Annotated in this window: 17 protein-coding genes; 8 read left to right on the top strand and 9 right to left on the bottom strand. The window is 55.8% G+C overall.

The genetic code is table 11. From position 1 onward, the window contains the following. The first annotated feature begins 268 nt into the window (after positions 1-268). Positions 269-1,678, top strand: a complete 1,410-nt coding sequence (gene cycA / locus UTM25_RS08660) for a D-serine/D-alanine/glycine transporter (RefSeq protein WP_039261038.1) — start codon at positions 269-271, stop codon at positions 1,676-1,678. A gap of 96 nt (positions 1,679-1,774) precedes the next feature. Here cycA and ytfE read toward each other — a convergent pair whose 3' ends face one another. Next, a complete protein-coding gene (gene ytfE, locus UTM25_RS08655) occupies positions 1,775-2,437 on the bottom strand; it encodes an iron-sulfur cluster repair protein YtfE (protein ID WP_194401576.1) in 663 nt (220 codons plus the stop codon). Positions 2,438-2,681: 244 nt separating this feature from the next. On the opposite strand from ytfE, the gene UTM25_RS08650 reads away from it, so the two are divergent. Then, positions 2,682-4,331, top strand: a complete 1,650-nt coding sequence (locus UTM25_RS08650; protein WP_194401575.1) for a methyl-accepting chemotaxis protein — start codon at positions 2,682-2,684, stop codon at positions 4,329-4,331. 39 nt (positions 4,332-4,370) lie between these two features. Here UTM25_RS08650 and UTM25_RS08645 read toward each other — a convergent pair whose 3' ends face one another. The 3 genes from UTM25_RS08645 to UTM25_RS08635 form a co-directional block, all read right to left on the bottom strand. After that, the gene (locus UTM25_RS08645; protein ID WP_194401574.1) at positions 4,371-5,336 is read right to left on the bottom strand and encodes a DMT family transporter; all 966 of its coding nucleotides are present in this window, start codon (positions 5,334-5,336) and stop codon (positions 4,371-4,373) included. 76 nt (positions 5,337-5,412) lie between these two features. Then, positions 5,413-6,237 (bottom strand): AraC family transcriptional regulator, encoded by an 825-nt coding sequence (locus UTM25_RS08640; protein WP_023310154.1) that lies wholly within the window; start codon positions 6,235-6,237, stop codon positions 5,413-5,415. Between the two features lie 48 nt (positions 6,238-6,285). Further along, the gene (locus UTM25_RS08635; RefSeq protein ID WP_233469429.1) at positions 6,286-7,329 is read right to left on the bottom strand and encodes a GlxA family transcriptional regulator; all 1,044 of its coding nucleotides are present in this window, start codon (positions 7,327-7,329) and stop codon (positions 6,286-6,288) included. A 620-nt stretch (positions 7,330-7,949) separates the two neighbouring features. On the opposite strand from UTM25_RS08635, the gene UTM25_RS08630 reads away from it, so the two are divergent. Then, positions 7,950-9,404, top strand: a complete 1,455-nt coding sequence (locus tag UTM25_RS08630) for a beta-ketoacyl synthase (RefSeq protein WP_275944763.1) — start codon at positions 7,950-7,952, stop codon at positions 9,402-9,404. 85 nt (positions 9,405-9,489) lie between these two features. Here the strand turns inward: UTM25_RS08630 and UTM25_RS08625 are convergent, their stop codons facing one another. Beyond that, on the bottom strand, positions 9,490-10,338 hold the full coding sequence (locus tag UTM25_RS08625; RefSeq protein WP_320714634.1) for an SDR family oxidoreductase: 849 nt from the start codon (positions 10,336-10,338) through the stop codon (positions 9,490-9,492). An 84-nt stretch (positions 10,339-10,422) separates the two neighbouring features. Between UTM25_RS08625 and UTM25_RS08620 the strand changes: the two genes are divergently transcribed. Continuing rightward, entirely contained in the window at positions 10,423-10,809 is a 387-nt protein-coding gene (locus tag UTM25_RS08620; RefSeq protein WP_194401571.1) for a winged helix-turn-helix transcriptional regulator, read from the top strand. Between the two features lie 78 nt (positions 10,810-10,887). Here the strand turns inward: UTM25_RS08620 and UTM25_RS08615 are convergent, their stop codons facing one another. After that, a complete protein-coding gene (locus tag UTM25_RS08615) occupies positions 10,888-12,831 on the bottom strand; it encodes a bifunctional 2',3'-cyclic-nucleotide 2'-phosphodiesterase/3'-nucleotidase (RefSeq protein WP_194401570.1) in 1,944 nt (647 codons plus the stop codon). 190 nt (positions 12,832-13,021) lie between these two features. On the opposite strand from UTM25_RS08615, the gene cysQ reads away from it, so the two are divergent. Next, positions 13,022-13,762, top strand: coding sequence for a 3'(2'),5'-bisphosphate nucleotidase CysQ (gene cysQ / locus UTM25_RS08610; RefSeq protein ID WP_194401569.1), 741 nt, complete (start codon positions 13,022-13,024; stop codon positions 13,760-13,762). Here the strand turns inward: cysQ and UTM25_RS08605 are convergent. Beyond that, a complete protein-coding gene (locus tag UTM25_RS08605; RefSeq protein WP_194401568.1) occupies positions 13,756-14,313 on the bottom strand; it encodes a YtfJ family protein in 558 nt (185 codons plus the stop codon). The genes cysQ and UTM25_RS08605 overlap by 7 nt on opposite strands. Before the next feature lie 324 nt (positions 14,314-14,637). Between UTM25_RS08605 and UTM25_RS08600 the strand changes: the two genes are divergently transcribed. After that, positions 14,638-14,844, top strand: coding sequence for a DUF1107 domain-containing protein (locus tag UTM25_RS08600; protein ID WP_008501430.1), 207 nt, complete (start codon positions 14,638-14,640; stop codon positions 14,842-14,844). Between the two features lie 69 nt (positions 14,845-14,913). Here the strand turns inward: UTM25_RS08600 and UTM25_RS08595 are convergent, their stop codons facing one another. Both UTM25_RS08595 and msrA read right to left on the bottom strand, forming a co-directional pair. Further along, a complete protein-coding gene (locus UTM25_RS08595) occupies positions 14,914-16,251 on the bottom strand; it encodes a hemolysin family protein (protein WP_194401567.1) in 1,338 nt (445 codons plus the stop codon). A gap of 254 nt (positions 16,252-16,505) precedes the next feature. Further along, positions 16,506-17,147 carry a peptide-methionine (S)-S-oxide reductase MsrA gene (gene msrA / locus UTM25_RS08590; protein WP_023334288.1) on the bottom strand — a complete coding sequence of 214 codons (642 nt, stop codon included), beginning with the start codon at positions 17,145-17,147 and terminating at the stop codon, positions 16,506-16,508. A 223-nt stretch (positions 17,148-17,370) separates the two neighbouring features. Between msrA and tamA the strand changes: the two genes are divergently transcribed. Beyond that, complete coding sequence (tamA, locus tag UTM25_RS08585) at positions 17,371-19,104, top strand: autotransporter assembly complex protein TamA (protein ID WP_194401565.1); 1,734 nt, start codon at positions 17,371-17,373, stop codon at positions 19,102-19,104. After that, positions 19,101-22,877: an autotransporter assembly complex protein TamB gene (gene tamB, locus UTM25_RS08580; protein ID WP_194401564.1), complete on the top strand. Its 3,777-nt coding sequence runs from the start codon at positions 19,101-19,103 to the stop codon at positions 22,875-22,877. Before tamA ends, tamB begins: the two co-directional genes overlap by 4 nt. Position 22,878: the final 1 nt, after the last annotated feature.

The raw sequence follows: 22,878 nt of genomic DNA, 5'->3' as shown, positions 1-22,878 counted from the left end.
AGTGCATAAACCTATAGTTACGGTGTTATCAACATTTTATCTTGCAAACGAAACTGTTGCGTGTATTTTTGTGAGCTGTTTCGCGCTGTATGAGTGATATGACACTCACTTTCAACATATTATTAACATAATATCAAAATCATAGTATTCATCCCGCCGATTCTTACCTAATATCGATAAACCCTTACAAAGGGACCGTCATTTTTTTGACGTTTTTAAAGGCCAGAAGAGCCTTAACAACACAGACAGGCATAAACAGGAAAATTACATGGTAGATCAGGTCAAAGTCGCCGCTACAGAAGAGGCGACGTCTGAACAGTCGCTACGGCGCAATCTCACAAACCGTCATATTCAGCTCATTGCGATTGGGGGTGCCATCGGTACCGGGCTGTTTATGGGGTCAGGCAAAACCATCAGTCTCGCCGGGCCGTCGATCATCTTCGTTTATATGATCATCGGTTTTATGCTCTTCTTCGTGATGCGTGCAATGGGTGAACTGCTGCTCTCGAACCTCGAATACAAATCCTTTAGCGACTTCGCGTCTGATCTGCTCGGGCCGTGGGCGGGCTATTTCACCGGCTGGACCTACTGGTTCTGCTGGGTCGTCACCGGTATGGCGGACGTCGTGGCGATTACCGCCTACGCGCAGTTCTGGTTCCCGGGGCTGTCGGACTGGGTCGCCTCGCTGGCGGTCATTGTTCTGCTGCTGAGCCTTAACCTCGCCACCGTTAAAATGTTCGGTGAGATGGAGTTCTGGTTCGCGATGATCAAAATCGTGGCGATTGTCGGGCTTATCGTTGTGGGTCTGGTGATGGTGCTCACCCACTTCCAGTCACCAACGGGCGTTCAGGCGTCGTTTACCCATCTGTGGAATGACGGCGGCTGGTTCCCGAAAGGTATTAGCGGCTTCTTTGCTGGCTTCCAGATCGCGGTATTTGCGTTCGTGGGCATTGAGCTGGTGGGCACGACGGCAGCGGAGACCAAAGATCCCGAGAAGTCTCTCCCGCGCGCGATAAACTCTATTCCGCTGCGTATCATCATGTTCTACGTCTTCGCGCTGATCGTTATTATGTCCGTGACGCCGTGGAGCTCCGTGGTGCCAACCAAGAGCCCGTTCGTTGAGCTGTTCGTGCTGGTAGGCCTGCCTGCCGCCGCGAGCCTGATTAACTTCGTGGTGCTGACCTCTGCGGCATCTTCCGCGAACAGCGGCGTGTTCTCCACCAGCCGTATGCTGTTTGGCCTGGCGCAGGAAGGCGTGGCGCCGAGCGCGTTCGCCAAGCTGTCTAAGCGCGCGGTACCGGCAAAAGGGTTGACCTTCTCCTGCATGTGCCTGCTGGGCGGCGTGGTGATGCTCTACGTGAACCCAAGCGTGATTGGCGCGTTCACCATGATTACCACGGTCTCTGCGATCCTGTTTATGTTCGTCTGGACCATCATCCTCTGTTCATACCTGGTGTACCGCAAGCAGCGCCCGCACCTGCATGAAAAATCGATCTACAAGATGCCGCTGGGCAAGCTGATGTGCTGGGTATGCATGGCGTTCTTCGTCTTCGTGCTGGTTCTGCTGACGCTGGAAGATGATACCCGTCAGGCACTCATCGTCACGCCGCTGTGGTTTATCGCGCTGGGGCTGGGTTGGGTGTTTATCGGTAAGAAACGTATGGCAGGCGTAAGGTAAAAGCAAAACGGCAACTTCGGTTGCCGTTTTTAGTTTCTGCACCCTCTCCCCGTGAGAGAGGGCCGGGGTGAGGGCATCAGGCCGCAGCGGCCTTTTTTATTCCCCAGCTAATGCCCGCGGGAACAGAACGTTGTTCTCAAGGCTGATGTGTTCCATCAGGTCGTCAATCATTTCGTTAATGCCGTTGTACATCGCTTTCCACGTTGTGCACGCTTCTGGCGGCGGCGTGACGTTGTGGGTGGTGTGTTTGATCACTTCCAGCAGTTCGCCCGCATCATCATGCTCGCTTTCCATCACGCTGATAGGCCCCATCGCCTGGCTTCCCATTCCCTGCTTAATCATCGGGAAGAGGATCTGCTCTTCTTTCATCATGTGGCTGGAAAGCTCTTCGTGCAGCAGGGTCAGGTATTTGGCCAGACCGCGCGGTACGGACGGTTTGTCGGCATGGACGCGCTCAACTTTGGTTGCCTGCAGGATCAGTTCCGGCAGCTGTTCACGGTGACGGTCATGGTAACGTACGATGATATGGTCGATGATTTCAGCGAGCGGGGCGGCTCGCCAGTCTTTGTCGACGGGCTGCTCGGCCAGCAGCGCTAGCTCTGCTTCAATCACCTCCACGTCCAGCTCCTCGCGTGAGGCCGCACGCGCCAGGGTTTGCTTACCGCCGCAGCAGTAATCCATATCGTATTTACGGAACAGCGCAGAAGCGCGAGGAATGGAGAGCGCCAGCTCGCCAAGGGGTTGGTCGCGAAAGGCCATAGCAGTTACCTCGTCATCAATAATATAAGATGCATAATAAATGCATCTTTAAGCCAGCGCTATAACCCTTTAGAGGGAAGGGGAAAGGTGAGATGCAAATCACAAAAAAATACCCCATTTAACTCTCTGAATGGACTTAGGAAAGTGGTTTAGAAACTTTTTAAAGGTGTAGAAACAGTAAACAACCCGCCGCGCCTGCCGATATATCCACGTCAGACAAACCTGCATATAACAAAGGCAACGCATGTTTAAACGTATAAAAGTCATTACCCTTCTGATTTCGGTGCTGCTTGTGCTCGGCATCATGCAAGTGATTTCCGCGGGTATCTTTATCAACGCGCTGAATAACGATAAAGACAACTTCACCGTGTCGCAGCTCTCCAGCAAGAACGTGGCGGAGTTTACCGATGCGTGGATCAGCCTGAACCAGGCGCGCGTGACGCTGAACCGCGGGATGCTGCGTCTGCAAAGCAGCATGGCCTCTCAGATTAACGGTGGGCAGCTCAATGAGCTGGTCAACACGGCGAAAAATCTGCTCGCCGATGCGCAGGTCCATTACGATAAATACTATGCCCTGCCAAATACGCCGGGCCTGGACGAGAACCTGGCCAAGCGTCTGGAGGAGCAGTACCGCATTTACTCCTCAACGCTGACGCAAATGAACGTTCTGCTGAGCCAGGGCAATCTGGAAGACATGTTCAAGCAGAACGCGGAGCAAAAGCAGACCGCGATGCAGGCGGTTTACCGTGAATGGCGCGAAGCGCAGGCAACGCTTACCGATAAAGGCATCCAGGACAATGAGAGCGACTACAAGCGCATCCTGTGGATCCTCTCTGCGGTTATGCTGCTGGTGATTGTGGTGATTATCTCCAGCTGGGTAGCCATGCGCCGCGTGCTGCTGCTGCCTCTGGAAGAGGTGATTAACCATATTCGCGCCATTGCGGCAGGGGATTTAACCCAGCAGATTCAGGCTGAAGGTAAGAACGAAATGGCTATTCTGGCGCGCAACGTTCAGGAGATGCAGACTTCGCTGGCGAACACCGTGGGCGTGGTGCGTGAAGGCGCAGATACGATTTACACCGGTGCAGGCGAAATCTCTGCGGGCAGTAATGACCTATCTTCCCGTACCGAGCAGCAGGCCGCGTCTCTGGAAGAGACGGCAGCCAGCATGGAACAGCTGACGGCAACCGTGAAGCAGAACGCCGATAACGCGCGTCAGGCGTCCCGTCTGGCGCTGGACGCCTCCTCAACGGCGAAGAAGGGCGGGAACGTGGTGGAAGGCGTGGTGCGTACGATGGACGAAATCGCCACCAGCTCCAGTAAAATCGCGCAAATTACTAACGTGATCGACGGTATTGCCTTCCAGACTAACATCCTGGCGCTAAACGCGGCGGTGGAAGCGGCGCGCGCGGGCGAGCAGGGCCGTGGTTTTGCGGTGGTGGCTGGGGAAGTGCGTACTCTCGCCCAGCGCAGCGCCCAGGCGGCGAAAGAGATCAAAGCGCTGATCGATGATTCCGGCGAGCGCGTGAACGCGGGCTCCCAGCTGGTTAACGAAGCCGGGGAGACGATGGCGGAGATCGTCAATGCGGTCACCCGCGTCACCGACATCATGGGTGAAATTGCCTCGGCCTCTGACGAGCAGAGCCGCGGTATTGACCAGGTGGGCCAGGCGGTAGCCGAGATGGACCGCGTGACCCAGCAGAACGCCTCGCTGGTAGAGGAGTCTGCGGCCGCGGCGGCGGCGCTGGAAGATCAGGCTGCACGCCTGAACGAAGCGGTGGCGGTATTCAAAATCACCCGCAACCAGGCGGTTAAAGCGGCGCCGGTGAAAACCTATGTACCAAAAGCGCAGCCCGCAGCGGCGGTGTCTGAAGGGAACTGGGAAACGTTTTAACATCATACCGGGTAAGGCGGAGCCGCCACCCGGCAAAAATCACATCTCCGACGCCGGAACGACCCTCGGTTTTTCCGGCTTCGCTCTTACCGCCATCACCACCCCCACCACCAGCAGCGCGATCCCGCAGGCCGTGAATAACGGCGGCAAGCTCTGGCGCATCAGGAAGGTATAAAGCAGTCCGGCCAGAGTTTCGAAGACAATCAGCGGCCCTAAAATCACCGTTGGCAGCTTCTGGCTGGCAATGTTCCAGCACAGCGCGCCCACCCATGAGCAAAGCACCGCAATCGCCACCATCAGGCCGATAAACACCCAGGGTCTTGGCCCGAAGGGTTGGGCGAAGTCTGGCTGTTGATGGCCTAACCAGATGCATGCGCCGGCATAGCCCACCAGCGAGACGGGCAGCGTAACCAGCGCCTGCGCCGTCGCCCACATCATCGGGTGCTTGTCCGGGTTCTCCCGCAGCCAGCGCGCGTTGCGCAGGGCATACCATGCCCAGCACGCCACGGAAATGAACGCCAGCACAATGCCAGTACCGTAACGCCACAGGTCGACATCCGCCTGCCCATGACGCAGCTCGGCAATATTGACGCATACCAGCCCCACGGCGGTACATACCAGCGCTGGCGCCATTTTTGACCACGCCAGTTTGCCATCGCGGTGGCTGTAGAGCAGGTTAGCAAAGACGGGGATGACGACCGGCAGCGTGCCGATAATCATGGTAGATACCGGCGCACCGGTACGCTGAATGGCACTCGCGAGGCAAACGTAGTAGATAAGATTGCCCATCATGGTCAGCGCCAGCGCGGTACCCCAGTCCTGACGGCTGAGCTGACGCAATCGCGCGCGTCTCAGCCACGCCAGGGGCAGAGCAATCAGCCCGAGCGCCAGATAACGTCCGGTCGACTGCAGTATTGCCGGATACTCGGGCACGATCAGCGGGCCGACAAAAATCAGTCCCCACATCATCCCGGCCAGCAGGGCATACAAAACACCACTAATCATTTTTTCCATCCACAGGTATTTACGCTGCATGCAGTGTAGGAGGGGAAAATGCGCGCGTATTGTATGAGGTTGCGCATTAGCGCCGGGTGACCTGCTTCTGGTAGCGGACGGGGGTAATGCCGTAGCGGTGGGTAAACGCGCGGGTTAAATGCGACTGGTCGGTCAGTCCGGTCGCGGCGGCGACCTCTGCCGCGGGCATGCCGTGCGTGAGGAACGCTTTGGCGCGCCAGAGGCGAATGGCCATCAGCATCTGGTGCGGCGTCACGTGAAAATGGGCTTTGAACTGGCGCTGGAAGTGGTACGGACTGAGCGAAACGACGCTGGCCAGCTCGTCCAGCGTCAGGGCGCGCATATAGTTGTCGTGCAGATACTCGCGCACGCGTTCGAAGCGGTGCGCGCCTTCCTGAATCACAGGCGCGTGATGGGCCAGCGGCCGGAAGGTCTCAATCAGATCCAGCAGTAATCCTTTTTGCGCAAGCGGATCGTCCGTATGCCACAAGCCGTAAATGAGCCTGCCAATTTGCTGCGAGCGCAGCGGGTCATGACGCGTGACATCGCTAAACCACCAGTGCCGGAGGCCGGTCACCTCTTCCAGCAGATCGGGTTCGATATAGACCATCCGGTAGCGCCAGCCGCCTTCGGTGGCGGATTCGCCGGTATGGATCTCGTCCGGGTTCATGGTGACGACGGATTTTTCCGCCGCGAGATGCTGGGTACCGCGATAGCGAAAGCGCTCGGCACCGGTTTCAATCGTGCCGATCCCGAAGGCTTCATGGGTGTGAGGCTCAAAGGCGTAGTCAGAAATATGCGCATGATAAAGCTCCAGGCCCGGCAGCTGTGCCAGATGGCGAAAGCGTGCGCTGTCTCTTTCATCATTAAACTGTTCCGGTACGCCTTGCACGGTGAGCCTCCTCGTGGTCATCTTTTCATTATCAGAGATGATCGGGGTTTATGCACTAAACATCTTTGCCCGAACGGTTTTACGGTAATCCCCCGGTGAAACCGTTGTTTTATGCTTAAACTGGCGATTGAAGTGCGCAATATCCTGATATCCAACCGCATTCGCGATTTCCTGAATGCTTAGATTGGTGGATTGCAGCATTGTCATGGCGGATTCAATTCTGGCGGTTAATAAATACTGCAGAGGGGACATGTCGGTGGCATTTTTAAAGCGGCGATTAAAGTTGCGCAAACTCATGCCTGCCATATCTGCAAGATTCTGCATGGATATATCCGAGGCGCAGTTGGCTTTTATCCAGATTTGAATTTGAACAATATCTTCATCCGGATGGGGTTTGTTTTCTTCACTGTAACATTGACGTTCAAACTGGCTACGAATTTCATGGAAAAATGTCCGTTGAGTATGTGTGGCTACACGTTTCCCGTATATTGTTTCTATAAAATGGATCGTCAGATCTGACAGGGCCTTAACGCTCGCGGCGCAGAAAATATTATCGGCCTGAGTGAGAAAATGCTTTGTCTGTAATTTTACGCTGGGGTAGTCACGCGAGAATTGTTTGAAGTAGTGCCAGTGGGTGGTGGCGGGCTTTCCGTTGAGAAGTCCCGATTCCGCCAGAAAACAGCAGCCTGTTCCGACGGCGGCGATGCGGGTTCCGCGCGCGGCCTGCTCGGTCAGCCATTCCAGAAGTTCAGGCTGTTGTCTGACCACTGCGCGAGGATTGCGCCACAGGGCAGGAAGATAGATAACGTCATAGTGTCTGTCTTCGGCAAGGGTGGTATCGGCGGTAATGCTAAAGCCACTCTGCGTCAGGATGGGCTCGCTGTTTATGCCAATGGTATTCACCTTCAGAATATTCTCCGGGCGACAGAGCCTGAAGGGCGACTTCTCCGGTTTGTTCCTGCCTGCGTGGGATGTTGTTTTTTGCTCAGCTAAATAGCTACTGGCTGCGGCTTTCCACATTTCAATCGGAAGACTGAGACCGGAACTTAGCATGCGTTCACATAACACAAATCCTATTTGTGTATTTGTCATTTTTGATTAATACCTGTTTTGACTATTATTTTTGGTAGTTCATCGTTGCCGTGGCCCAAAAAGTCAGCGTTTTGGCTGGATTTTCATATTAGCTTTTTTCGGTGATTTGTAAACTAATATCTGAAATTATCGCGTTTGCTTAATAAAATAAATCCACGACCACGAGAGAATTAATTATGGTGAAATTACCCGTAATAACGGCTTTTGGCGGCTATGGTCCAGCTGGTCGTAGTTCTTCACATCATGCATTTCGTCGAATGATTATTGAGTCATTATCGGAAGAGGAAAGGCAGGAAACATTATTATCGTTAGCCATCCTGATGGGCGTGCTTAAATATGATGAAGGTGGTTATAGCGACATTTCCGGTAAAAGATTTACACCTGCTCAGGCCGCCGCGAGGATAAAAGACGAGGCGCTTGAGGGAACCCTTATCAGAAAAATCACGCGCGACTATTTTGATGTCGATGCTATTGCCGGCCATGCAAAAATGAATATGGTTTCAGGCGAAGAGGGATTCAGTTTTAATATATCTGCCAGGCAATTACCTCAACCCTTACCGGCGGGATGGCACGTTGAAGAATTAGCGGATCGGCGCGTCCGTATTACCGTTCAGGGAGAGATGGACTGTAAAATTGAGGCGTTGCTGCGCACGGAGGTTCAGGCTGCAGGGCTGTTGCCGCAGGGATTCCGTCCGGGCGACCATTACAATTCGCAGTTCCATCCGCGGGCGTTACAGATGGCGATTGTCGGGGCATCAGACGCCATCAACGCCCTGGGGATCCCGTGGCGAGAGATACAGGCCAAAATCACGCCGGATCAGCTCGGCGTCTATTCGGGCAATATCATGGGGCAGCTCGACGATTATGGCTTTGGCGGAATGCTGCAGTCGCGCCTGAAAGGCCATCGCGTCAGCGCCAAACAGTGCCCGCTGGGCCTGAACAGCATGTGCGCCGATTTCCTCAATGCCTATGTGCTGGGTAGCGTCGGTCATACCAGCGCCACGCTGGGGGCGTGCGCCACGTTTCTGTATAACCTGAATGCGGCAGTCGAAGATATCAAAGTGGGGCGCATTCGCGTAGCCGTCGTTGGCAGCGCCGAAGCGCCGGTTACCTCAGAAGTGATTGAAGGCTTCGATGCCATGGGTGCCCTGGCAACGGAGAGCAAGCTTAAGCACATTGATGAAACGAAAACGGCCGACTGGCGCAACAGCAGCCGCCCGTTTGGCAACAGCTGCGGTTTTGTTATCGCAGAATCCAGCCAGTATGTTGTGCTAATGGACGACGAGCTGGCGCTGCAGCTTGGCGCAGAGATCCACGGTTCGGTGGGGAATGTCTTCATCAACGCTGACGGCTTTAAACGTTCTATTGCGTCGCCGGGGCCGGGGAACTACATCACCATGGCGAAAGCCGTAGCCTCTGCGGTATCGATGGCCGGGATGGAGACGGTGCAGAAGGGATCGTTTATTCAGGCGCACGGCTCAAGCACGCCGAAGAATTGCGTCTCCGAGATCGATATTTTTGACCGCGTTGCGCAAGCCTTTTCGATTCGCGACTGGCCGGTGACGGCGGTGAAATCGTACCTCGGCCACTCTCTGGGCCCCGCCAGCGGCGACCAGCTAATCAGCTGCCTCGGCGTCTTCCGCTATGGTATTTTGCCGGGAATTAAAAGCGTGTCCCACATCGCGCCGCAGGTGAATAACGCGCGCTTAACCATTCCTCTTCACGACTGCAAATTAGAGGAAGACCAGGGACAAATCGCCTTTATTAATTCAAAAGGCTTTGGCGGTAATAATGCCACGGGGGTGGTTTACTCGCCAAAGCTTACCCATCAATGGTTGCGCAAACGCTATGGGGACGCTGTGTTTGCGGAATATCAACAGCGTAACCGTCAGGTGCGACGTCAGGCTAACGCTTACGACCAGGCGGCGTCACAGGGGGAGCTGAATGTCATTTATCTGTTCGGACAGCAGGGAATAAATGAGGAAGATATTAAGATTGATATGAATGGCATCACCATTCCTGGATTTGAAAAACCGATAACGTACGCGACGGATAAAGAATACCCGGACTTTTAATCGTTATATCTGATTTTATTATTAATAAATATGAGCGGGCCGGGTAAGGGAAATTACCCGGCCGCAGGAAAGAACGGTGACACCGTTAAAGAATGGCTTTAATGCTCTGCGGCAGCGGCGTTGTTGCGCGCCCGATCAGTTTGCTCAGCGTATGGCTATCGTCAAAGAGTCCCCCTTTGGACGCACCCACATCGGAGTCCGCCAGCATATCTGCCAGCCCGGCAGGCAGGCCGACGCTTTTCAGCGCGGCGGCAAAATCCGCTTCACTGAGATTCTGATAGGCTACCGGCTTCCCGCTCTGTTTGCTGAGTTCAGCCGCCAGTTCGCTCAGCGTCCAGCCGTGGTCGCCCGCCAGTTCATAGACCTTGCCCGCGTGGCCCTCTTCTGCGATCACTTTCGCTGCCGCCGCGGCATAGTCTGCACGGGTGGCAGAGGCAATTTTGCCTTCGCCTGCCGCACCAATAAACACGCCGTGTTCCAGCGCAGGCGGCGCGCTCGCCAGGTAGTTTTCGGTATACCAGCCATTGCGCAGCAGGGCATAAGGAATGCCGGATGCCGCCAGCGCTTTTTCAGTGGCAACGTGTTCAACGTGCAGGCCCAGCGGGGAGTTGTCCGCATGCAGCAGGCTGGTGTAGGCGATAAATTTCACACCAGCCGTTTTGGCGGCGTTAATTACGTTCTGGTGCTGGGTCGCGCGCTGGCCGACTTCGCTGGAAGAGATCAGCAGCAGCTTATCCACGCCGCTCAGCGCGGCGGTGAATGCGGCTTCATCCGTGTAGTCCGCCTGACGAACCACAATTCCCTGCTGGCTTAAGGCCTGCGCTTTCGCCGGGTTACGTACGATGGCCACAATCTGGCTGGCCGGTACGGTTTTCAGCAGCTGTTCGATAACGAGATGGCCAAGCTGGCCGGTAGCGCCGGTAATCGCGATCATGATGAATCTCCTTCGTGTTTGTCTGGTGTTGTGGCACACTAGCACCATAGCTAACTTTTAGTAAGTACGTACGAAAAGGTAAGTATGAAAACAACGATACCGACGCTCAGCGAACAAATGCGCGATGGCAATCTTTTCGCGGAACAGTGTCCTTCACGCGAGGTGCTCAAACACGTCACCAGCCGCTGGGGTGTCCTGATTCTGCTGGCCCTGCGCCAGGGAACGCATCGCTTTAGTGATCTGCGCCGTAAAATGGGCGGGGTGAGCGAAAAAATGCTGTCCCAGTCGCTCCAGGCGCTGGAGCAGGACGGGTTTGTCGATCGCGTATCCTATCGGGTGGTGCCGCCGCACGTAGAGTATAGCCTGACGCCGATGGGCGTTGAGGTGAGCGAGAAGGTCGCCGCGCTGGCGGACTGGATTGAGGTGAATACGCCGAAGGTGATGGCGAATCGGGACGATCGCGCGGCGTAAACGCCGGGTAAGTAGGGCCTGATGCCCTCACCCTGACCCTCTCCCACAGGGAGAGGGAACAAAGTTGCCGTTTTGTTTTTACTTACTCAAATCCACCTGATAAATCGCGAACCCAATATCATCCGTTGCGACCTGTTTCATCGGATACTGTGCCTTGTCCTTAATGAACGCGGCAGCTTTATCAGACGGTGACGTTTCGAAGCGGATATCCAGTTTCGTTTCGCTGTGGATCGGCGCCAGACGCCAGTTGTTGTCCACTGCCGGATGAATTTCGCCCGCCTTCTTCGACTCCGCGCTGATCCACGCCGCCAGCACCGAGCGGTTCTCGTCCGGCGAGGCAAAGGCGATGTGGCTATCTCCCGTACCGGCAAACTTACCGCCGTAGGCGCGGTAGTTGTTGGTCACCACCAGGAAGGTGGCATTCGGGTCGATCGCCTTGCCGTTGAAGGTCAGGTTTTTGATGCGCTCCGCCTGCGGGTTGATCGCCTGACACTCGCCGTCATATTTAGCCGGCTGGGTGACGTCAATCTGGTAGTCCACGCCGTCGATCACGTCGAAGTTATAGGTACGGAAGCCGTCCCAGTTAATCAGCGACTGCGGCTTACTGCTGTGCGGGTCAATCTGGTTAAACTGTCCGGCAGAGCACTCTAGCCACTCTTTCACCTCCTGGCCCGTCGCTTTTACCACCACCAGCGTGTTTGGATAGAGATAGAGATCGGCGGCGTTACGGAAGGTCAGCTGGCCCTTTTCGACTTCCACATAGCTTGCCGGGTCATTCTTACGCCCGCCCACCTTGAATGGTGCAGCGGCTGACAGGACCGGCAGTTTTGCCAGATCCGGATCGCCCTGCACAAAGTGTTTGGCATAGGCTTTCTGCGCCATGTTGACGACCTGAACGGTCGGGTCGTCCTGCACCAGCGCCAGGAAGCTGTACATGTTGTCGGCGGATTTGCCGATCGGCTTGCTGACGAATTCGCGAGTGGCGTCGTGATCGTGCTTCAGCACGTCGACCAGTTTTTTATCTTCCGCCGCCAGAGATTTTTTAGCCGCAGCGTCGTAAATCGGGCGCGCTTCGGCTTTTGACTGCGTCACCTTCCAGCTGCCGCCGTCGTTATTCAGCACCAGATCCACCACGCCAAGATGGTCACCCCACATGCCCGGCATCACCGACGGCACGCCGTTGAGCGTCCCTTTCTCAATGTCCGCCCCTTTGATGCTGGCGAAATCTTTGCCCGGGAAGACCGCGTGGGCGTGGCCGAACAGGATCGCGTCGACGCCCGGAACTTCACTCAGATAGTAAACGGAGTTTTCTGCCATGGCCTGGTAGGGATCGGCGGAGAGACCCGAGTGGGCGACAACGACCACCAGATCGGCACCTTTTTCGCGCATTTCCGGCACGTATTTGCGCGCGGTTTCGGTGATGTCGTTAACGGTCACCTTACCGTCGAGGTTGGCCTTATCCCACGTCATGATCTGCGGCGGGACAAAACCGATATAGCCGATTTTCAGCGTCTGTTTGTTACCGTCCTGGTCGACGACGTTTGTCTCTTTAATGAGGTAAGGAGTAAAGAGCGGTTTTTGCGTCTTAACGTCAATGATATTGGCGTTAACGTACGGGAATTTCGCACCGGCGAGCGCATCGTGCAGGTATGTCAGACCGTAGTTGAATTCGTGGTTACCGAGGTTGCCGACGGTGTAATCCAGGGTGTTCATCGCTTTATAAACAGGATGGATCTCGCCTTTTTTCAGTCCCCTTGTCGCCATGTAATCCCCGAGCGGACTACCCTGAATGAGATCGCCATTGTCGACCAGTACGCTATTTTTCACTTCACCGCGCGCGGCATCGATCAAGCTTGCCGTGCGTACCAGGCCAAATTTTTCCGTCGGAGTATCTTTGTAGTAATCGAAGTCCATCATGTTGCTGTGCAGATCGGTCGTTTCCAGAATACGCAGATCTACCGTCGCCGCCTGCGCGCTCGTTGCAATCAGCGTCACCAGAAGCGTTGCACTAAACTTAATCATCAGAGGAGTCCTTTTTTCGATGTAGACCACAAAAGAGTATGTATCTATAGCTTGTTGCTTACAGAAATGTGAATCCTGACAGAAAAAAGTAACCTGAAACCGGAATTGCTTCACAGATAGCGGAATTATTCACATTACGATATAACTAAAACAAAGAGTTAACCTCACTGCGTTAACAAAGAGGTGGAAAATGCTAGATAAAATTTGTCAGCTCGCACGGGATGCGGGAGATGCCATCATGCAGGTGTATGACGGCAGTAAACCTGTGGAGGTTGTCAGCAAAGCCGACGATTCTCCGGTCACGGCAGCGGATATTGCGGCGCATAAGGTGATCCTTAAAGGGTTACAGGCCTTAACGCCGGACATCCCTGTTCTGTCAGAAGAAGCGCCGCAAAGCTGGGACGAACGCCAGCACTGGCAGCGCTACTGGCTGGTCGATCCGCTGGACGGGACAAAAGAGTTCATCAAGCGCAACGGTGAATTCACCGTCAATATCGCCCTGATTGAGAAGGGCAAAGCGGTGCTGGGCGTGGTCTACGCGCCGGTGATGAAAGTGATGTACAGCGCTGCAGAAGGGAAGGCGTGGAAGGAAGAGTGCGGCGTGCGCAAGCAGATCCAGGTGCGCGATGCGCGTCCACCGTTGGTGGTAATTAGCCGCTCGCACGGCGACAGCGAACTGCGGGAGTACCTGCAGCAGCTGGGTGAACACCAGACCACCTCGATTGGCTCATCGCTGAAATTCTGCCTGGTAGCGGAAGGTCAGGCGCAGCTGTATCCTCGCTTTGGGCCAACCAACGTCTGGGATACCGCGGCTGGTCATGCCGTTGCCGCGGCCGCCGGGGCGCATGTTCATGACTGGCAGGGCAAGCCGCTGGACTATACCCCGCGCGAATCCTTCCTCAACCCCGGCTTCCGCGTCTCTATTTACTGAGCCAGCAGCTTATGCAGCAGGTCGACAACCTGCTGCACCTCTTCCTGGGTTAACGCGCCGTCTTTCGCCCACTGTACGCGGCCCTCTTTATCCAGCACGATAATCGCAGAGCTCTCTTCCTCCAGCTGCCAGGCCTTACGGGTTACGCCGTTGCTGTCGACGATAAACTGCGACCACGGATAGAGCTTTTTATTGCTCTCAAGGCTGGAGCGCACAAACATCCCGGATCCCGGAATGGCGTCATCGGTATTCACAATTGTGGTGGTCTGGTAGCGGTCATGCGGGAATTTTGCAGATTTGATCGCTTCCACCAGGCTGGCATTTTTCTCTTTTGCGGATGTACGACCGGCAATATGTTGTACAACTCTCACTTTGCCCGCGAGCTGCGCGCTATTCCAGGGTTTGTAGCTAAACTTATCATTGTCGAGAATCAGTTCTCCCCGGTCAGCAATGCCGACTGGCGGTACACGTTGTCCTTTTTCAATGCTGTGAGCGGAAGCCCACAGGGGCAGTAGCAGGCAGGCTGCTGCAAGGATATTACGTAGGGTCATGGCGTTTCCTTATTGTTTGCAGGTGATCCGACCACTTGGTCTTACGCTTTTAATCATAAGTGCGATCAATGGGGTTTTCCCGCAATCCCGATGCCAGTTTGCGGGCGAACGCACATATCCATGAAAAAACGACGGCTTATACTGCGCCCGGTCACGCTTTGCAAAGATTATTCTGAATTATTGTAATCAAACGGTAAATAAACTTATGCACACTGGGTAACACCGTAGTTCTGGTCTATAGTCATTGGGCATCAAAATTTGCGCTCAGGACAGTCGGGCCGATTGTGGCACCGCAAGAGCGTATGATTCGCAGGAGATACAAGAATGAAAATTTTCCAACGCTACAACCCGCTTCAGGTGGCGAAGTACGTGAAGATCCTGTTCCGTGGACGGTTGTATATCAAGGATGTTGGCGCTTTTGAGTTTGATAAGGGCAAGATCCTTGTCCCAAAAGTGAAGGACAAACAGCACCTTTCTGTGATGTCCGAAGTCAACCGTCAGGTTATGCGTCTGCAAACTGAGATGGCTTAACCAAAGTGCTATGCAGTAGTTAAAAAAACGGCTCCCAATGGGAGCCGTTGATGTTTGTAGGGGGGCGCTTTACGCCGACACCTTCTCTTCCGCGTCCGGCAGCTTCGGTACCAGTACGGTCGGTTTGTTGTCGATGCGCGTCACCAGCAGCTGATCGATGCGGTAGTTATCAATATCCACCACCTCAAACTTGTAGCCGGAGAACTTCACCGAGTCGGTACGTTTCGGGATCTTACGCAGCATAAACATCATAAAGCCGCCGATGGTCTCGTAGTTACCGGACTGCGGGAACTCGTCGATATCCAGCACGCGCATCACGTCTTCAATCGGTGTGCCGCCATCAATCAGCCATGAATTATCGTCACGCTGAACAATCTGCTCTTCCAGCCCCTGGCCAACCAGGTCGCCCATCAGCGTGGTCATCACGTCGTTCAGGGTGATAATCCCTACCACCAGCGCGTATTCGTTCATGATAACCGCGAAATCTTCCCCGGCGGTTTTGAAACTTTCCAGCGCTTCTGAGAGCGTCAGGGTGTCCGGTACAATCAGGGTGTTACGGATCTGCACGCCGCTGTTGAGCGCCAGGCTTTGGTTTGCCAGCACGCGGTTCAGCAGGTCTTTGGAGTCGACATAACCGATGATGTGGTCAATATCTTCATTACAGACCAGGAACTTAGAGTGCGGATGCTGCGCTACTTTGTTCTTCAGGCTCTGCTCATCTTCATGTAAATCGAACCAGATAATGTTCTCACGGCCCGTCATGGAAGACGGCACGGTACGGGATTCCAGTTCGAATACATTCTCAATCAGCTCGTGTTCCTGCTTGCGCAGCACCCCGGCCAGCGCGCCGGCTTCCACGACCGCATAAATGTCGTCAGACGTGATGTCGTCTTTACGCACCATCGGCAGCTTAAAGATGCGGAAAATCACGTTCGCCAGGCCGTTGAAGAACCACACCAGCGGGCGAAACACGTACAGACAGAAGCGCATCGGGTTGATGATACGCAAAGCCACAGCTTCTGGCGCAATCATACCGATGCGTTTCGGGGTCAGGTCTGCAAAGAGGATGAACAGGCCGGTTACCAGCGAGAAGGAGAGGATAAAGCTCAGCTGTTCGGCCAGTTCAACGGACATGTACTGCACAAACAGGCTATAAAACGCCGGGGAAAACGCCGCATCACCCACGATACCGCCGAGGATGGCGACCGCGTTGAGGCCAATCTGCACCACGGTGAAGAACATGCCGGGGTTTTCCTGCATTTTCAGAATGCGGGTGGCATTGATGTTGCCTTCATCGGCAAGCAGCTTCAGTTTGATTTTACGGGACGCGGCCAGCGAGATCTCAGATATCGAGAAAAACGCGCTGACGGCAATCAGACAAAGTATTACTAAAATACTGTTTAACATAGTTTATCCGGCTTCTCGCCAGATCCTCAGAAGGGGAGTTGATACCATTTGTGTGAAAACACATTGAAAATCAGCTCGTAGCGTTGAGCCGATTATTTCAGCGGGTAGTATAGCGTAAAGAGATGTAAATCTGCCAGAGGTCACATTTTGACGAAGGTGGCCGGAAGGGGCGGCTAATGTGTGGTTGTTATATGATGAGACAACGCTGTCGTTTGCTTAAGTGCCACGCGGCTCGCGTGGCACTGGATCGGCAATCAGGCCAGCTGTGGCGGCAGGCATACGCCGATGCCCCCGATACCGCAGTAGCCGTACGGGTTTTTATGCAGATACTGCTGGTGATCGTCCTCGGCATAGTAGAACGGTTTCGCGGTGGCGATTTCCGTCGTCACCTCGCGCGTATCGCCCGCTTCACGCATGGCCTGCTGGAAACGCTCAAGGCTGGCGCGCGCGGCGGCATCCTGCTCCGGAGTGAGCGGATAAATAGCCGAGCGATACTGTGTGCCGTGGTCGTTGCCCTGACGCATGCCCTGCGCCGGGTCGTGGTTCTCCCAGAAGACCTGCAGCAGCTGTTCGTAGCTGATTACCGCAGGGTCATAGACCACGCGCACCGCTTCCGCATGCCCGGTTTCGCCGGAGCAGACTTCGCGATAGGTAGGGTTCGGCGTGTAGCCGCCCGTGTAGCCAGCCGCCGTGCTGTAAACGCCGGGCAGCTGCCAGAAGAGGCGCTCAACGCCCCAGAAACAGCCCATGGCGAACAGGGCGATTTCCATTCCCTCCGGCACGTTGGTCATGGAATGGTTATTGACGGCGTGTAAGGTCGCCACAGGCATAGGGGTGTTGCGTCCCGGTAATGCATCGGTTTGTGAAACCAGATGCTTTTTGTCGAATAAACTCACGATGGGGCCTCCCGGGGTGCGATGTTTCAGTTAAGGTTGTCACGAAGCGTTTAATTGAACACAATAAATGCGCTGAATCAGTCTAGATTTAATCATAAGAAATATTTGGGTGTTACACCCGTTTTCAACCCGCGATTCGGGTTTTTGGCCACAGGCCGTATTTTGCCGCGGAGCGGCACTTCATTTGCTTCCAGGGTGGAAACAGGGATATTCAGGAGAAAACGTGACAAAAATCCGCCAGTTATGTTTAGTCAGTGTGTTGCTGACAAGCGGGATTGCCAGCGCGGCGAATGTCCGTTTGCAGGTTGAGGGGTTATCCGGGGCGCTACAAAAAAACGTGCGTGCGCAGCTATCGACCATCCAGAGTGATGAGGTGACGCCGGACCGGCGTTTTCGCGCGCGCGTGGATGACGCCATCCGTGAAGGGCTGAAAGCGCTGGGGTATTACGAACCCACCATTGATTTCGATCTCCGCCCGCCGCCAAAGAAGGGGCGCCAGGTCCTTATTGCCCGCGTTTCGCCGGGTGAGCCGGTACTGATTGGCGGCACGAACGTCATCCTGCGCGGCGGGGCGCGTACCGACCGGGATTATCTGGACCTGCTCAGCACGCGGCCGAAAGTCGGTACCGTGCTTAACCACGGCGACTACGACCATTTCAAAAAAGAGCTGACGAGCGTTTCCCTGCGTAAGGGCTACTTTGACAGCCAGTTCAATAAAAGCCAGCTGGGGATTGCGCTGGATCGGCGTCAGGCCTTCTGGGATATCGACTACGACAGCGGAGAACGCTACCGCTTTGGCGATGTCACGTTTGAAGGTTCGCAAATTCGTGAAGAGTATCTGCAAAACCTCGTGCCGTTCAAAAAAGGGGATTACTACCAGTCGAGGGACCTGGCGGAACTGAACCGTCGTCTTTCCGCTACCGGCTGGTTTAACTCCGTGGTTGTCGCACCGGAATTTGATAAGTCTCGCAAAACGAAGGTGTTGCCGCTGCATGGCGTTGTCTCGCCGCGCACCGAGAACACCATTGAGACCGGTGTTGGCTACTCGACGGATGTTGGACCACGCGTGAGAACCTCGTGGAAAAAACCGTGGATGAACTCGTACGGTCACAGCCTGACCACCAGCCTGAGCCTCTCTGCGCCCGAGCAGCAGCTGGATTTCAGCTACAAAATGCCGCTGCTGAAAAATCCGCTTGAGCAATATTACCTTGTGCAGGGCGGTTTTAAGCGCACCGACTTGAACGACACCAAGCAGGACTCTACGACCCTTGCGGTCTCACGCTTCTGGGATCTCTCCAGCGGCTGGCAGCGCGCCATTAACCTGCGCTGGAGCCTGGACCACTTTACCCAGGCCAACGTCACCAATACCACCATGCTGCTTTATCCAGGCGTGATGATCAGCCGTACCCGCTCGCGCGGGGGACTGATGCCGACCTGGGGCGACTCACAGCGCTACTCCATTGATTATTCCAACTCCGCCTGGGGCTCCGACGTGGATTTCTCGGTGATTCAGGCGCAAAACGTCTGGATCCGCACGCTGTATGACAAACACCGCTTTGTGATGCGCGGCAATCTCGGCTGGATTGAAACGGGAGACTTCGAGCGCGTTCCGCCGGATCTGCGCTTCTTCGCCGGGGGCGACCGCAGCATTCGTGGGTATAAGTACAAATCGATCTCACCTGAGAACGAAAAAGGCCAGCTAATCGGTGCGTCAAAACTGGCGACGGGATCGCTGGAGTATCAGTACAACGTCAGCGGAAAGTGGTGGGGCGCCATGTTTGTTGACGGCGGTGAAGCGGTGAACGATATCCGCCGCAGCGACTTTAAAACCGGCGCGGGCGTGGGCGTACGCTGGCAGTCACCCGTCGGGCCCATCAAGCTCGATTTCGCCGTGCCTGTCGGCGACAAAGAAGAGCACGGATTACAGTTTTACATCGGTCTGGGGCCTGAATTATGAGTTTATGGAAGAAAATAAGCCTCGGGGTGCTGATTTTTATCGTGCTGCTGCTCGGTACGGTGGCGTTTCTGGTGGGAACGACGACCGGGCTGCATTTGCTGTTTAACGCTGCGAACCGCTGGGTGCCGGGGCTGGAGATTGGCCAGGTAACGGGCGGCTGGCGCGATCTGCGTCTGAAGAACATCCGCTACGAGCAGCCGGGCGTGGCGGTTAACGCCGGGGAGTTCCACCTGGCGGTCAAGCTGGGCTGCCTGCGCGACAGCAAGCTCTGCGTCAACGATCTGTCGCTGAAAGACGTCAACGTGGCGATAGATTCGAAAAAAATGCCGAAGTCTGCGCCGGTCGAGGAGGAGGACAGCGGTCCGCTGAATCTCTCCACGCCGTACCCGATCGCGCTCTATCGGGTCGCGCTCGATAACGTCAATATCAAAATCGACGACACTACCGTGTCCGTGATGGATTTCACCTCCGGCCTGCGCTGGCAGGAGAAAAACCTCACCCTGACGCCGACGTCCCTGCAGGGCTTGCTGATCGCGCTGCCGAAGGTGGCCGACGTGGCGCAGGAAGAGATCGTCGAGCCGAAGATCCAGAATCCGCAGCCGGAAGAAAAACCGCTGGGCGAAACGCTTAAAGACCTCTTCTCGAAGCCTGTGCTGCCGGAAATGACCGACGTTCATCTGCCGCTGAACCTCAACATCGAGGAGTTCAAAGGCGAGCAGCTGCGCCTGACCGGCGATACCGATCTGACGGTCTACACCATGCTGCTGAAGGTCAGCAGCATTGACGGCAACATGAAGCTCGACGCGCTGGATATCGACACCAACCAGGGCTCGGTGAATGCGTCAGGCAACGCCCTGCTGCGCGACAACTGGCCGGTAGATATCACCCTCAACAGCGCGCTTAACATTGACCCGCTGAAAGGCGAAAAGGTGAAGGTCAAAGTGGGCGGGGCGCTGCGCGATAAGCTGGATATCGGGGTGAATCTCTCCGGCCCGGTGGACATGGTCCTGCGCGCGCAAACGCAGCTGGCGGAAGCCGGGCTGCCGCTCAATCTGGAGGTTGTCAGCAAGCAGCTTTACTGGCCGTTCACCGGTGAAAAACAGTTCCAGGCCGATGACCTGAAGCTGAAGCTGAGCGGCAAGATGACCGACTACACGCTCTCGTTCCGCACCGCGGTGAAGGGGCAGGGCGTGCCGCCCGCGAACATCACGCTGGATGCGAAGGGCAACGAACAGCAGGTCAACCTCGATAAGCTGACCGTCGCGGCGCTGGAAGGTAAAACCGAGCTGACCGCGCTGCTCGACTGGCAGCAGGCGATCAGCTGGCGCGGCGAGCTGAAGCTGACGGGCATTAACACCGCCAAAGAGGTGCCGGACTGGCCGTCGAAACTGGATGGCCTGATTAAAACCCGCGGCAGCCTGTACGGCGGTACGTGGCAGATGGACGTGCCGGAAATCAAGCTCACCGGGAACGTGAAGCAGAACAAGGTTAACGTTGAAGGCTCGGTGAAAGGCAACAGCTATCTGCAGTGGGTAATCCCGGGGCTGCACGTGGCGCTGGGCCGCAACACGGCGGATATCAAAGGCGAGCTGGGGGTGAAAGATCTCAATCTGGATGCCACCATCAATGCGCCGAATCTCGACAATGCCCTGCCGGGGCTGGGCGGCACGGCGAAAGGTCTCGTGAAAGTGCGCGGTACGGTGGAGGCGCCGCAGCTGCTGGCGGACATTACCGCCAATAACCTGGGCTGGCAGGAGCTGAGCGTTGCCCGCGTCCGCGTGGAAGGGGATGTGAAATCTACCGATCAGATCGGCGGTAGCCTGAACCTGCGCGTGGAGCGCATTTCTCAGCCGGACGTGAACATTAACCTGGTCACCCTGGACGCCAAAGGGAACGAGAAGCAGCACGACCTCCAGCTGCGCGTGCAGGGCGAGCCGGTCTCCGGCCAGCTTCACCTCACCGGCAGCTTCGACCGCAAGGAAGAACGCTGGAAAGGTCTGCTTGATAACACGCGTTTCAATACGCCGGTCGGGCCGCTGGCGCTCTCGCGATCCATTGCCCTCGACTACCGCAATGCCGAGCAGAAGATCAGCATTGGGCCACACTGCTGGACCAACCCGAATGCGGAGCTGTGCGTGCCGCAGACCATCGATGCGGGTGCGGAAGGGCGCGCGCAGATTAACCTCAATCGCTTCGATCTGGCGATGCTGAAGCCGTTTATGCCGGATACGACCCAGGCCAGCGGCGTCTTCAGCGGGAAAGCCGATGTGGCCTGGGACACCACCAAAGAGGGGCTGCCGCAGGGCAGCGTCACGCTGTCCGGGCGTAACGTGAGGGTGACGCAGGAGGTCAATGACGCGCCGCTGCCGGTGGCGTTCGACACCCTGAACCTGAGTGCCGATCTGCATAACAATCGCGCACAGCTGGGGTGGACGATCCGCCTGACCAACAACGGTCAGCTGGACGGGCAGGTCCAGATTACCGATCCGCAGGGACGGCGTAATCTGGGCGGCAACGTCAACATCCGTAACTTCAACCTGGCGATGGTGAACCCGATTTTCGCGCGCGGGGAAAAAGCGGAGGGTATGCTGAACGCTAACCTGCGCCTGGCAGGTAACGCGCAAAGCCCGCAGCTGTTCGGTCAGATGCGGCTCAGCGGCGTGGATATCGACGGCAACTTCATGCCGTTTGACATGCAGCCCAGCCAGATCGCAATGAACTTCAACGGCATGAGCTCGACGCTGAGCGGCTCGGTATTAACGCAGCAAGGGCAAATCAACCTGAGTGGCGACGCGGACTGGAGCCAGCTCGACAACTGGCGCGCCCGTATTGCCGCGAAGGGCAGTAAGGTGCGCATCACCGTACCGCCGATGGTGCGCCTGGACGTATCGCCTGATGTGGTCTTTGAAGCCACGCCAAGCCTCTTCACGCTTGACGGACGCGTCGACGTCCCGTGGGCGCGCATTGTGGTTCACGACGTGCCGGAAAGCGCGGTCGGCGTCTCAAGTGATGAAGTTATGCTCAATGAAAATCTGAAACCTGTCGAACAGAAGAGCGCGGGCATACCAATTAATAGTAACCTTATCGTGCACGTGGGGAATAACGTGCGGTTGGATGCGTTTGGGCTGAAGGCGAGGCTCACGGGCGACCTGAAGGTGGCGCAGGATAAACAAGGTCTTGGCCTGAACGGGCAAATTAATATTCCTGAAGGACGATTCCACGCCTATGGTCAGGATCTGATTGTCCGTAAAGGCGAGCTGCTGTTCTCCGGTCCACCGGATCAACCCCTGTTGAACATCGAAGCGATTCGTAACCCGGAAGCGACGGAAAACGACGTCATTGCTGGCGTACGCGTTACCGGTTCTGCCGACGAACCGAAGGCGGAGATCTTCTCTGACCCGGCGATGTCGCAGCAGGAAGCCCTCTCTTACCTGCTGCGTGGACAAGGTCTGGACAGCGGACAAAACGACAGTGCAGCGATGACCTCGATGTTAGTCGGTCTGGGGGTTGCACAAAGTGGGCAGGTTGTGGGTAAAATCGGCGAGACGTTCGGCGTAAGCAATCTGGCGCTGGACACCCAGGGCGTGGGTGACTCCTCGCAGGTGGTGGTCAGCGGCTATGTGCTGCCGGGTCTGCAGGTAAAATATGGTGTGGGGATCTTTGACTCACTGGCAACACTCACGCTACGCTATCGCCTGATGCCTAAGCTATATCTGGAAGCAGTGTCCGGCGTAGACCAGGCTCTTGATCTGCTCTATCAGTTTGAGTTTTAGC

Source organism: Enterobacter sp. 61D5 (assembly GCF_034107965.1).
Classification (GTDB): domain Bacteria; phylum Pseudomonadota; class Gammaproteobacteria; order Enterobacterales; family Enterobacteriaceae; genus Enterobacter; species Enterobacter cloacae_M.
The sequence above is the reverse complement of the archived record's forward strand: the minus strand, read 5'-3'. Positions and strand labels throughout refer to the sequence as shown.

What these genes read in the sequence shown, in the direction of transcription:
- UTM25_RS08600 (WP_008501430.1), top strand. Translation starts at nt 14,638, where the DNA reads ATGAAAATTTTCCAACGCTACAACCCGCTTCAGGTGGCGAAGTACGTG.
- tamB (WP_194401564.1), top strand. Translation starts at nt 19,101, where the DNA reads ATGAGTTTATGGAAGAAAATAAGCCTCGGGGTGCTGATTTTTATCGTG.
- UTM25_RS08615 (WP_194401570.1), bottom strand. Translation starts at nt 12,831, where the DNA reads ATGATTAAGTTTAGTGCAACGCTTCTGGTGACGCTGATTGCAACGAGC.
- ytfE (WP_194401576.1), bottom strand. Translation starts at nt 2,437, where the DNA reads ATGGCCTTTCGCGACCAACCCCTTGGCGAGCTGGCGCTCTCCATTCCT.
- cysQ (WP_194401569.1), top strand. Translation starts at nt 13,022, where the DNA reads ATGCTAGATAAAATTTGTCAGCTCGCACGGGATGCGGGAGATGCCATC.
- UTM25_RS08645 (WP_194401574.1), bottom strand. Translation starts at nt 5,336, where the DNA reads ATGATTAGTGGTGTTTTGTATGCCCTGCTGGCCGGGATGATGTGGGGA.
- UTM25_RS08605 (WP_194401568.1), bottom strand. Translation starts at nt 14,313, where the DNA reads ATGACCCTACGTAATATCCTTGCAGCAGCCTGCCTGCTACTGCCCCTG.
- UTM25_RS08625 (WP_320714634.1), bottom strand. Translation starts at nt 10,338, where the DNA reads ATGATCGCGATTACCGGCGCTACCGGCCAGCTTGGCCATCTCGTTATC.
- UTM25_RS08620 (WP_194401571.1), top strand. Translation starts at nt 10,423, where the DNA reads ATGAAAACAACGATACCGACGCTCAGCGAACAAATGCGCGATGGCAAT.
- UTM25_RS08630 (WP_275944763.1), top strand. Translation starts at nt 7,950, where the DNA reads ATGGACTGTAAAATTGAGGCGTTGCTGCGCACGGAGGTTCAGGCTGCA.
- UTM25_RS08595 (WP_194401567.1), bottom strand. Translation starts at nt 16,251, where the DNA reads ATGTTAAACAGTATTTTAGTAATACTTTGTCTGATTGCCGTCAGCGCG.
- UTM25_RS08635 (WP_233469429.1), bottom strand. Translation starts at nt 7,329, where the DNA reads ATGACAAATACACAAATAGGATTTGTGTTATGTGAACGCATGCTAAGT.
- UTM25_RS08650 (WP_194401575.1), top strand. Translation starts at nt 2,682, where the DNA reads ATGTTTAAACGTATAAAAGTCATTACCCTTCTGATTTCGGTGCTGCTT.
- cycA (WP_039261038.1), top strand. Translation starts at nt 269, where the DNA reads ATGGTAGATCAGGTCAAAGTCGCCGCTACAGAAGAGGCGACGTCTGAA.